The sequence below is a fragment of the Nautilia sp. genome, from assembly GCF_053994455.1.
This window is the reverse complement of the sequence record NZ_JBMYAU010000060.1, coordinates 28,117-40,365: the sequence shown is the minus strand read 5'-3', so window position 1 is coordinate 40,365 and position 12,249 is coordinate 28,117. Positions and strand designations below refer to the sequence as shown.

The window sequence follows — 12,249 nt, the reverse complement described above, 5'->3', positions numbered from 1 at the left end:
CACTTGCCGATCAGTCCAACCAGATAAAAGACATTATCAACATAATAAAAGAAATAGCCGACCAGACAAACCTGCTCGCCTTAAACGCGGCCATTGAAGCGGCAAGGGCGGGAGAACACGGAAGAGGTTTTGCGGTAGTGGCGGATGAAGTCAGAAAACTCGCCGAAAGGACACAAAAAAGCCTCAGCGAAATAGATGCGGCTATAAATATAATAGTACAGGGTATTTTGGAAACACAAAAAGAGATTGAAAACAACACGCAGGAATTTATAAACCTTTCGGATAAAACAAACGAACTTATCAATAAAACGGACGAAACCAAAAATTCCCTCGGAAAAACGATTGAAATCTCCCGACAGGCGCTTGATGAAACAACCAAAATCAGCACTAATGTAAAATTCCTTATAGAAGCGGTGGACGGACTTATACAGGAGAGCGAAATTTCTGAAAAAGTTGCTGAAAAGCTCCAAAACATATCACACAGGTTAAAAGCCATAATTACCGATTTGAGCAACGAAAGCAAAAAATTTAAAATCTGACGCATAAAGCGGAATATTTTTTGCTGGGCTTTTTAAAAAGGTCCGGCAAAATGTCTCTTATCGAATCTTTACTGTTATCTTTGGATGTAAAGGAAACTCCCACCGCTAAAAAGAACTCTTCCAAAAGCGGTGATTTTTTAAGTGAAATAATAAACGAATTTAAAAACGAACCGGACAAGTTAAAAGAAATTTTCAAAAGCTTCAAAATTGACGAAAAAAGCGTTAAAAACTTAAAAACAGAACTTGAAAAACATCCCGAAACGGAAAAACTTCCTACCGAACCGGCACCGACAAAACAAAAAAAGAGCAAAGAAGTGAAACATTTTTCATTCGTCAAAAACATTCAGGAGTTTATATCCGAAACAGTACCCGAACATAAAAACGAAGAAAAAACGTTAGAAGACTTTTTTGAAAACATAAAAAACGGCAAAATCGAAATACCTCCCCCCCGGGAACAAAAAATTCTGGAAATCACAAAAAAAATAATCGTCTCTTCCAAAAATATGCAAAATATTAAAAACTCCGATTTAAAAGATATAAAAAACACAACCACCTTAAAAGGGCTGATAACCGAAGCCGAAAAAAAACAGCTTAACCTTTCAAAAATTATAATAAAGCACGAAAAAAAAACAAAAACGTACAAACAACAAGAAACAGATACAGGTATAAAAATAAAACCCCCAAAACCGAAAGTAACGCTAAATGAAAAACACTTTTTTACAAAACAGCCCGTAAACAAAAAAAACGAAACGGCGGGAGAAATCATTTCAACCCTGCTTCAAGGCCGAAAAGAGAACAAAACCGAAAAAGAAAAAGAAAAAACAGCTCCGAAAACCGGAACAAAACATAACGTAGAACACAAAAACCCGCAGTTTGTAGCCTCCAACATTACACAGCTGAAAATTACGGTAAAAAAAGCCAAACAGTCAATTCAGAAATTCGCAACCGACTTAAAAAACGCGATAGAAAACTACAAACCGCCTCTTTCAAAGCTTTCAATGGAGCTACATCCGAAAGAACTCGGCAAAGTGGAGGTGACTATAATCCACCGGGGGGAAAACCTTCAGATACAGATTAACTCCAACAGCACGGCTTTGAACATATTCCACACCCAGCAGCAGGAACTGCGCCAAAACCTGATTAACATGGGGTTTGCGGACGTAAATATGAGTTTCAATTCGAACCAGCAAAAAGGAAACAGGGAATATCAGCAAAATCAGAAATTTTCAAATTCAAAAGAGGAACCCGAAGAACTGATAATAGAAATCCCTTATCATTACGCTTAAACCGGAACGGTTATTGCTGCTTAATTAAAAAAGGGTCATTATGGCGGTTACAAGCGTGACAAACACAACCACCACTTCAAGCAGCGATTATGTTTATAATCCCGATTCGCAGTTGGACAAAGACGCGTTTATGCAGCTTTTTCTCTCCGAGCTTCAGATGCAGGATCCGACGGATCCGATGGATACGGACAAAATGCTCGAACAGACCGCATACCTTTCCACCATGGAAATGAACGAAAATATGCAAAAATCACTTGATAACCTCTCCAACGTGCTTTCCACCACAAGTCAGTTCAGTACTTTAAACGCAATAGGAAAAATGGCGGACACCGGATACAGATACATAAACGTCACAGACAGTGACGACAGCGTTAATTTCGATTTGTGTTTCGGAGACGACATAACAAGCGGAAACGTAATAATAAAAGATAAAAACGGAAACGTTGTAAAAACATTCCCTCTTGAAGCACATACGAAAGGCGTTTTAAATTTCGACTGGGATTTAATAGGAGACAACGGGGAGAGGGTTCCGAGCGATTCATATGAAGTCACAGCCGAATACACCACCCCCGAAGGCAAAGAGGAAACGACGACTCTCGGAGCTTATCCGATAGAATCCGTAAGATTCGAAAACGGGGTACCTTATGCCAAATTAGGAAGCAACTATCTTCCTTTCAGTGAAATTCAGGAAATTTACGAATGGCAGGACTAAAAAACAAAGGTTTAAAATGACAACCTCTTTTTATAACGGTATAAGCGGGCTGAAAAGTTTCCAGGACGGAATAGATATATGGGGAAACAACATTGCAAACATAAATACGGCGGGTTATAAAGAACAGATTCCGGAATTTTCCACTCTTTTTTCCGATATGCTCAGCATAAATAAAGCCGCTTCCTCGGATTTCGGTGCAGGAAGCACATTGTCTTCAAGTGCAATAAACCTCTCTCAGGGAAGCCTGATAAACACAGACAACCCTTTTGATCTCGCGATTAACGGAAAGGGTTGGTTTGCTTTAAGCGGCGGCGACGGCCAAACCTATTACACGAGGACAGGTTCTTTTACAAGGGACGCAAACGGATACCTTACGGACGGAAACGGAAACCGCCTTTTAGTGGCAAACGCGGAAAACCTGGTAAAAAACAGCGACGGTTCTTATTTTATAAACAGAGACGTAAATACATCGGTTCTCATAAATGCAAATACACAGATGAGCCCCATTTCACTGCCCAACAACGTTGTTTTACCGGCACTTCCCACAAGTGAAGCCACATTAACCGCCAATTTAAACAATTCCGAACAGATAACGACCATAAGCCCCGCAAGTGAAAACATCGATTTTAGCGCACTCTATTCAAAAGACGGAGAAGATTTAAAAGTAAGACAAAACGATTCTTTCATTTTCGGTTTCGGAAACCAAATCACATACGAAAATAATCTTATTTCCACGGAACTCTGTATAAACGACGATGTCAAAGATTCTCAAAACGTAATATACGACTTTACGGTAAACGGTAAACGGATATACGTAAACCTTCCGGACGGTTCCACAAAAACAGACATTCAAAACGCACTGCAAAACGCCCTTGAAAACGCAGGTATTCTAACCGAAAAAACCGATAAAGGCATCAAAATATCGGATCCAAAACAGCTTATTATAATCTCAAACAACGACAACGCCCAAAACACCGCGGCCGCAAAACTGTATTACAGCCCTTCTCCTTCGGACAAATACGAATTTTCAACCGTTAAAAATCTCGACGATATTTTGCAAAACCTTGCCGATACCGCATATCCCGGCGAAACTGACGTTTACCTTGACGAAGACGGAAAAATAAACATACAAAACAACACGGACCTGCCCGTTTACACTTACGCCTTAAACACCGAAAACACAAACGAGGCTTTTATGAACAATTTCAAATCTTTAAGCGGGGAAATTTTTCCCCAAACAAGCAACAAAAGTTTCGCATTCTTAACGAATACACAGAATTTCGGAGGAAACATTATTCAAGCCGATTCACAAATCGACAACCTTTCGATTAGTTTTACAAAACAGAAAGTCTTAAACGATCAGACCGTCTGGAGCGCAAATTTAAATATAACGGACCCGTCTTCGAATAATATTTTTTCCAAAACATTCGAACTGGTTTTCAACGATGCGGGAGAGCTTATTTCGCCCGAAACGGTTACAATAACATCGCCCCAAAACATAACGCTGAAATTCAATTTAACGTCTTTTGACAAAAACGATACTACAACCAACTACTCATACACCCAAAACGGTATAGAAAAAGGCGGACTTGAAAATTACCAGATATTAACGGACGGAAAAATAGAGGCCGTTTTTTCAAACGGACAGACGGTAACACTCGGACAGATTCCCGTATATCATTTTCAAAACCCTCAGGGGCTTGAAAGTTTAGGCGAAAACATTTTTAAAAGCACCGACAATTCAAATCAGGCGTTTTTATATACGGACGAAAACGGAAATTACATAAGCGAGGTCGTAATTAACTCCGGGGCGCTCGAAGCCTCAAACGTAGACTTTTCGCAGGCTATGACAGAATTGATTATAACTCAAAAAGCCTTTTCCTCCGCCGCAAAAACGGTAACGACAAGCGACCAGATGATACAAAGGGCAATAGATATGAAAAAAGCCTAAAAAGGGAATAATTTTTGCTTATTAAAACAAAAACAATTAAAAAAAGGATATCATTATGATGAGAAGCTTATGGAGCGGGGTAAGCGGACTTAACGCTCATCAAATCGCAATGGACGTGGAAGCCAACAATATAGCCAACGTAAATACGGTCGGTTTCAAATACAGCCGTACCAATTTCCAAAACCTTTTAAGCCAGACGGTAAAAAGCGCAACGGCGCCTCAGGGAAATTTAGGGGGTAAAAACTCCCTTCAGATAGGGCTCGGTACAAGCGTAAGCGCAGTCGAAACCATGTATAAACAGGGAAGTATACAAAATACGGATAAAAATACGGACATGGCGATAAACGGAGACGGCTTTTTCGTTGTCAGCGGTGACGGGGGAAAAACTTACAAATATACAAGAGCCGGTGACTTTACATTCGACGCCAACGGAAATTTCGTAGATCCGAACGGTTACGTGGTCCAAGGCTGGCTTGCCGATCCGGACACCCACACGATAGACACCGCAAGCGGTGTTAAACCTATATCGATCCCCCCGGGACTTACAACCCCCGCCAAAGAAACAAGTAAAATCCAGATAAAAGCAAACCTGAACAGCGGCGACACGATAAGCGAAATGGGCGGCACACGTTCAACGGTCGAACCGGATGCCGACATTAACGGGCTTTTTGACGCAAAAGGAACGGAAATCTCACTGACTCCCGGCATAGACAAAGTGAGTATGGACATTACGGACTTAGACGGAAACAAAAAAACCGTAACCTTCGTATACGGAGAAAGCCAAAACGACCATGACAACACCTTTAAAACGTTAAAAGATCTGATTGACGAAATAAACTACCAGGTAACCCACGATTTAAACGGCGCCCCTATAAACACTGACGAAAGATACAGCGATTATTCCGTGTTTTTAAACGGCAACGGACAGATTGTGGATCAGACAAACAGAATAGACAACATCTCCTCTCCCACAAACACCGTATTAAACGACATTTTAAGCGAACTTAATGTAGGAAACTATTCCGGAAACTTCAAATCCATACAAAACGGTTTCATAGGGGCGGACGACGTAGGAGAACTTTTCAATTCGAACGGGGACGCATTCAATCTTGAAAAAGGACAGGGGCTCAGCGTCAACATAGACGGACTTTATGAAACGAGAAAATTCATATACACCCCCGACCCCTTAACGGCAAATGCACACTCGTGCACAACAACGACAGGCAATTATGTTGGGGCGGCTACAAAAGCGGATTCGACGGAAGGACTCCACTGGCTATATGCCGACGCCGACGGAAAAATATCAGCAGGGTTAAGCATAAGCAGAGATTCCAATTTCAATATTGTCTCACACAACACTCTTGAATTTACCGTCACAGATTCTACAGGAACAAGAAGCAAAACATACTCACCGCTTCTTTACGGAGAGGATTTTAACACTATAGACCAGCTCTGCTGCGAACTTAACAGTAAATTCGCACAGGACAGTTTTAACATAACCATTTCTTTCGACCCGACCACCGGACAGTTCAAAGAAACCGGAACCGCAAACATCACTTCCGCACATGCATACGATGACTCAACCGGAAAAGCACCAACCGGGGCAACTGCCCAGTTTGACAGTATAATAAGCAAACTCGGCAGCGGCAGCGCAAGTGATCCGCTTTACAAAAAAGACACGTACTATTTTCACGACATACAGGATTTGACATATCTGTGGCAGATGGCCATTGGCGACAGCAACGACCCAACCGGAAACCAGTATGCGGTCAATAAATCAAAAGCGACGGTTACCGTAAACAGCGACGGAAAGCTCAGTATAGAAAACACCTCCGGAAGTATGTTCAATATCAGTATAAGCGGATACCCGAGCGAACAGGACAATAAACTTTTTACCGAAGCGTTCTCATCTCTTAACGGAAGCCTTGCAAGCGGCGGGGTTGGAATGACACAGGCTATGAACGCAGCAATTCACACTACAAGCATAGACGTTTTTGACTCTTTAGGCAGCAAACATACACTGACCCTTCATTTCAGAAAAACACACACCTCCACAGGCCCGAGCGACCCCACCAAATGGGACTGGTATGCAGAAGTTCCCGCACCCGCCGAACTTATGTACCCGGCAAGCGGAAATATTACGTTCAACCCCGACGGAAGCGTAAATTCTTTTAACCCGCCTTCTCTTATTCTAAATGCCAACAACGGCTCCCAGCCCGGGCAGGCTATTCAGCTCGATTTCGGAGAAATCGGCGGGTTTGACGGCATTACTTCATTCGAAGCGCCGAGTTCAACAAGCGGTCAGACACAGGACGGTTACCCGGGAGGGGATCTCCAAAGCCTTGTAGTGGATCAGACGGGAACGATTATAGGCGTGTTCAGCAACGGAAGAAGTTATTCCCTTGCGCAGGTGGCCCTTGCGAAATTTGTAAACAACGAAGGTCTTATGAGCGACGGAGGCACACTGTTTAACTCTTCACCTAACTCCGGAGAGCCTATTATAGGCACGGCGGGAACAGGGGGAAGGGGAAGCATACAGCCGAGTTCGCTTGAAATGAGCAATGTGGATTTAAGCAGAAGTTTAACGCAGCTTATCATAATCCAAAGGGGATTTCAGGCCAATTCCAAAACGATAACAACCTCGGATCAGATGTTAAACACGCTCTTGCAATTAAAACAATAATGTTATAATTCGCTAAAAATCAAAGATTTTTAGCGGAGAAAACATGCAAGAACTGTTTAAAAAAAACATAAATTTTTTATACAAAAACCTTCCTCACCTTTATGAAAAAATAAAAACCGCCCCAAAAGAGCACTATATAAAAAACGACAACATATACGCTAAAAACGGGAAAAAAATATATAAAACGTCAATAACCGAAGATTCCAAAAAACTCTCTTTTTACCCCACACACAATCCCCTGTGGGAAAAAAAATTCTTTTACATAACCCCTTCTTTGTGGGAAGATAAATTTTTTATCACCGGAAAAGCAATCAACAGCCTTATAAAAAAAGCCTCCTCTTTCAATAATTACACCGAAGGTTTTTATTTCGACAAAAATTTTCTCCCCACAACGGCGGTATTCGGGCTGTTAGCCGGCAAGCACCTCCAAATATTAGCGGAAAATTTCGAATTTCAGTCTCTTTTCGTATACGAACCCAATCCCGAATTTTTTGCAATAAGTTTATACTTCGTGGATTATGAAAAAATATACGAAAAACTCAACGGCAGGTTTTTTCTGTGGATCGGCGGAAAAATCGACTATCATGCAATAGAAAAATTTTATTACGAACGGAAAATAACATCTTCTTTTTTAACCCTGACGCTTAAAACATACAATCACCCGCTTATAAACGACGCCTTAAGCAAATTCGAAGAAATAAGGGTTTCAAAATTAAGGGGATGGGGCACATACGAAGACGAAATAAAAGGAATAAAAAACTACCTGGACATATACGACAAATATCCGGTTTTATCACAAACAAAGGATTTAAACGTCCCCTTTTGCATAGCGGCAAACGGGAAAAGCCTGGAACAAAACATACCGTTTATCAAAAAAAATATCGATTCGATGATTTTAATAAGTGTGGGCACGGCATTAAAACCTCTCTTAAAAGCCGGTATTGAAAGCGATTTTCACATAGAACAGGAAAGAATAGACCTGCTTGCGGAAACACTAAAAGACACGCTTCCGGAATACAACGGTATTTTCGTCGGTTCAAACGTTGTGGATAAAAGAGTTTTCGACCTTGCTAAAACCTCGTTTATGTACAACAGGGAAGGATTCAGTTTTTCCGAAAACCACATTCTGAGCGGTTCCTCCCCGCTTGTCGGAAATGCGGGGGTGGCGTTTGCGGCTAATTTTACAAAGGAAATCTATCTGTGCGGAATGGATCTCGGATTCAGGCTAAATATGAAAAAACACGCAAGCGGAAGTTTTTACGACAGCCGCAACGACACCGAACAAAACGGAATAAAAATTAAAGGCAATTTCAGCAACGACATATACACCGATTCCCTTTACCTATCCTCAAAACAAAACATTGAAAACCTCATCCGAATAAAAGGGCTTAACGTATACAACCTAAGCGACGGAGCATACATAAAAAACACCGTACCCTTAAAATACAAAACCCTGCCCCGAATAGACAAAAAAAACGTTATAAAAGAAATAAAAAGCTGTTTTAACGCATATAACAAAAAACCCTCCCTTCCCGATTTACATCATCTTATAAAACCGGTAAAAAACGTGCTGCAAAAACCGGTAAAAAACTATAAAGAACTCACCGGACTGATTGATTTTATAGACAACGCATTCGACAGATTTCTAAAAACTAATCCCAAAGAATACACGCTATTAAGGGGCTCCCTCTCTCACATTTTAAACAATTTGTATATACTTTCACACAAAACAGATATCAAAAACGCCGCAGTTTTAAAAAAAACGGCGGCAAAACACTTAAACGCTTTCCAAAAGCACATCGAAAAAATCAACACGTAAATTTTAAATTTTTGTTTTTATTCTCCCTGAGGGTTTTATAAATGTTTTTTAACACATCCTCTTTGTTTTCCGCGTTTTTATAAACTGCAAAACTGCATTCCAGACGGTTTACGGTACTGAATTCAAACCCCCTTATAAGTTCATAAATTTTCTCGGCATATTCGCATACACCGTCCGCATCATGTGTAATTATTACAAAGGTGCCTCCGGCGTATCTGCCTAAAACATCTTCCTTTTTAAGAGAGGATTTCACCACAGACACCAGCTCCAGCAAAGCAATATCCCCGAAATGGTGCCCGTAAAATCTGTTTATGTTTTTAAATTCGTTAATGTCGAACATTATAACGGAAAATTTTTCCTCGTTTTTCTGTTTTTGGAATATTATATCTTCTATTTTTTTACGGCTGAAAAGACCCGTCAACCTGTCACAGTCGGCATTATAGTCGGTAGGGTCGCGTTTAAGGGTCAGAAGTTCAATTTTTAAACTGTATATCCAAAGAAGTATAATAATTACGAAACTGAAAAAAATCAAAAAATAAAACAGAAGCTCGTTGGAGCTGAACACTACTTTTTTAACCGGACTTATGTATTTGCCGTAAATCTTCTCCTTTTCGGAAAAAGAAATTGAATCTATCGCTTTGTTGATTTTTTCAAGAAGATATCCGTGTTTTTTCGAAATCATAAACCTTACATTGAAATTAATGGGAATCTGACCCGAAATTTTTAAATTATAGTATTCGTATCTGTTTATTTTGTATGCGATAACGGGCAATATGTCGACAGCCGCAAAAACCTCTCCGTTTTTCACCAGATCAAGCGCCTCGTCAACGGATTCAGTATAAACGTATTTTAAAAAAGGATACTTTTTCATCATCAGTTTTTCAGCCGTATAACATTTCCCTATAGCTATTTTTTTATTTCTTAAAAAGTTGATGTCGAAAATAAAACCGATATCGTTTTTAGTTGCCAACACGAGGGGATACGTCACATAAGGTTTGGAAAAAACGGCATAATCCTCCCTGTCCTCCGTCATTCCGGTACTTACGGTCAAAGAAGCGTTTCCTTCTTTTATACTTTCCAAAACCTTGCTCCATTTGTCCACAATTTTAAATTTGTATTTAATGCCGGCTTTTTTTGCAACCAGTTTCCAAAAATCTATCCCTATACCCTTTAATTTGCCGTTGGCAACCATCGTAAACGGTTCCCATTTGTTAGTTACGACAACCATTTCCTCATGACCCGCATATAAAAAATTAAAAACAAACAAAAACGTGATTACAAACCTTCTCGCCAAAATCTTTTCATCCTTTCATAATTTCTCGAATTTAACAGTTTCTCCGCTTCGCACCACCCCCTCCTGGCCTGGTTAAGCCCGTAAACGGCTTGCGACGGTTTAAAAGCGCTAATACATAAATCTACGTTTTTTTCGACCGCCCTTTTTATTAAAACATCGCTTAAATCCATATATTCCGGTTGCGAACATATATCCATCGCCACACCGTGTTTACGCGCCTTTTCAAAAACAAAATCCCAGTCGAGATCAATTCCGTCGCTTTTCAAAACCCTTCTAAGGGAAGGCCTCATAACCATTTTTACATAAGGCGTTTTTATTACTCGCTCATATAACGAAGTCAGAGCGTTTTTGGAAATATTTCCGTTTTGTATCTCCGCCGTAACAAAATCGAAAGACTCCGAAATCTTCGAATTTAAAAAAAGATCCTCTTTTTTCGATACGGGAAGAGTAAGGGCGAACAAAACCTTCAAATGTTCAAATTTTTTCCTTAAGGACGTTATGTTTTTCAATATTTCGTCGTTTTTAAAAAAATTGGCAATTACATACTCGTATCCGGCCTCAAAAAAACTTTCAATTACGGCTTCGCTTTCGGAAATATCATCTATACGGCACATAAGCCCTTTTAGATCTTTTTCGCACACAAGAACGGGCAGTGCGTGTTTCATAGACGCTTGTATTTCCCCCCTGTTTTCCCTGAGTTCAGGTTCGATATATTCCAGCCCCACACTTTTATATACGTCCTCCTCTTTTAAAGAGGCGATTTTTTTATTTCCTTCAAACACCCCGTATTCGTTTATTTTCAAACCTTTTTGCTGGGCAAGTTTTCTTATTTCTATATTATGGGCCTTCGAACCGGTGAAATAGTGCAGGGCAGCCCCGTAACTTTCTTTCGTTACGGCCCTAAGATCAATCTGTAAACCGTTGTCCAAAAACACCGTGGAACGCGTCAGCCCTTTTGAATAAACCTCTTTCACCCTGTAAAATTTTACGAAATATTCGCTTACCTTATAATAATCCTTAGCTATAACAAGTATGTCCAAATCCCCTACACTCTCTTTTTTACGTCTGAAACTGCCGGCTATTTCAACCGTTTCCACACCTTCAAAACGCAAAAGATATTCTTTAATTTCATTTGCAACGGGCTCTATTTCCGCCCATAAAAACCTTATTCCGGCTTTCTTCAGCTGTTTGACTCCCTTTAAAATCTTTTCAATCAGTTTAGGACCGAATCCGGGCAGCTGCCTAAGTTTTCCGCTAAGAGCGTATTTTTTCAAATCCTCCATACTTTTGACCCCGAGCGTTTCGTACAACAGTTTCACCCTTTTAGGACCTAAACCTTCTATACTCAGAAGCTCCGTGAGCGAAGAAGGTATCTCTTTTTGAAGTTCTTTTAACTTGTGAAATTCACCCGTATGAACTATCTCTTTAATATATTCGCTCAGATCATGCCCTATTCCCGGAAGTTTTGTCAAATCAAACCCTTTTTTTACAAGGGCGTCAAAATCCTTCGCCGAGTTTTCTACGATTCTCGCGGCATTTCTGTAAGCCCTCACTTTAAAAGGGTTTTCCCCTTTTATTTCGAGCAAATCGGCGGTTTTAGACAAAATTTCAGCTATCTGTTTGTTCGTTGCCATATATTTCCTCTAATTTTTTAATAACACTTTCGCTGTAAGGAAGTATCAGAACCTTTTTTTTGCTTGTTTCGCCCTTTAAGGAAATTTGACTTTTCGGAACTTTAAACTCCTTAGCTACGAATTTTACAAGCTCTTTGTTAGCAGCACCCTCCACCGCCGGCGCTTTTACGTTTATTTTCAAACTATCCCCGTATATGCCGGCTATTTTGTTTTTCGAGGAATTCGGCTGCGCTTTTACGTAAATGTAAACCTGTCCGTTTTTTATCTCATACATTATACCCCTTTTATACTTCTTTTTATTTTACCATATAATCTGTTATAATTAATCAAA

General features: G+C 40.2%; 9 protein-coding genes. 6 read left to right on the top strand and 3 right to left on the bottom strand.

From position 1 onward, the window contains the following. The first annotated feature begins 23 nt into the window (after positions 1 to 23). From ACXJIE_RS04475 to ACXJIE_RS04450, 6 genes are read left to right on the top strand one after another with little or no spacing between them, the layout of a single operon-like run. Positions 24 to 539 (top strand): methyl-accepting chemotaxis protein, encoded by a 516-nt coding sequence (locus ACXJIE_RS04475; RefSeq protein ID WP_456479775.1) that lies wholly within the window; start codon positions 24 to 26, stop codon positions 537 to 539. Between the two features lie 50 nt (positions 540 to 589). After that, positions 590 to 1,825, top strand: a complete 1,236-nt coding sequence (fliK, locus tag ACXJIE_RS04470; RefSeq protein ID WP_456479773.1) for a flagellar hook-length control protein FliK — start codon at positions 590 to 592, stop codon at positions 1,823 to 1,825. A gap of 40 nt (positions 1,826 to 1,865) precedes the next feature. Further along, entirely contained in the window at positions 1,866 to 2,537 is a 672-nt protein-coding gene (locus tag ACXJIE_RS04465) for a flagellar hook capping FlgD N-terminal domain-containing protein (RefSeq protein WP_456479772.1), read from the top strand. Between the two features lie 16 nt (positions 2,538 to 2,553). Further along, positions 2,554 to 4,488, top strand: coding sequence for a flagellar hook-basal body complex protein (locus ACXJIE_RS04460; RefSeq protein WP_456479771.1), 1,935 nt, complete (start codon positions 2,554 to 2,556; stop codon positions 4,486 to 4,488). Positions 4,489 to 4,543: 55 nt separating this feature from the next. Continuing rightward, positions 4,544 to 7,171: a flagellar hook-basal body complex protein gene (locus ACXJIE_RS04455; RefSeq protein ID WP_456479770.1), complete on the top strand. Its 2,628-nt coding sequence runs from the start codon at positions 4,544 to 4,546 to the stop codon at positions 7,169 to 7,171. Positions 7,172 to 7,214: 43 nt separating this feature from the next. Next, on the top strand, positions 7,215 to 8,990 hold the full coding sequence (locus ACXJIE_RS04450; RefSeq protein WP_456479769.1) for a motility associated factor glycosyltransferase family protein: 1,776 nt from the start codon (positions 7,215 to 7,217) through the stop codon (positions 8,988 to 8,990). On the opposite strand, the gene ACXJIE_RS04445 is transcribed toward ACXJIE_RS04450, so the two are convergent. The 3 genes from ACXJIE_RS04445 to ACXJIE_RS04435 are packed head-to-tail and all read right to left on the bottom strand — an operon-like array spanning position 8,980 to position 12,195. Beyond that, the gene (locus ACXJIE_RS04445) at positions 8,980 to 10,284 is read right to left on the bottom strand and encodes a transporter substrate-binding domain-containing diguanylate cyclase (RefSeq protein WP_456479768.1); all 1,305 of its coding nucleotides are present in this window, start codon (positions 10,282 to 10,284) and stop codon (positions 8,980 to 8,982) included. The genes ACXJIE_RS04450 and ACXJIE_RS04445 overlap by 11 nt on opposite strands. Then, the gene (locus ACXJIE_RS04440) at positions 10,266 to 11,918 is read right to left on the bottom strand and encodes a DNA polymerase/3'-5' exonuclease PolX (RefSeq protein WP_456479767.1); all 1,653 of its coding nucleotides are present in this window, start codon (positions 11,916 to 11,918) and stop codon (positions 10,266 to 10,268) included. Before ACXJIE_RS04440 ends, ACXJIE_RS04445 begins: the two co-directional genes overlap by 19 nt. Next, on the bottom strand, positions 11,893 to 12,195 hold the full coding sequence (locus ACXJIE_RS04435) for a DUF167 domain-containing protein (protein WP_456479774.1): 303 nt from the start codon (positions 12,193 to 12,195) through the stop codon (positions 11,893 to 11,895). Before ACXJIE_RS04435 ends, ACXJIE_RS04440 begins: the two co-directional genes overlap by 26 nt. Between the last annotated feature and the right edge of the window lie 54 nt (positions 12,196 to 12,249).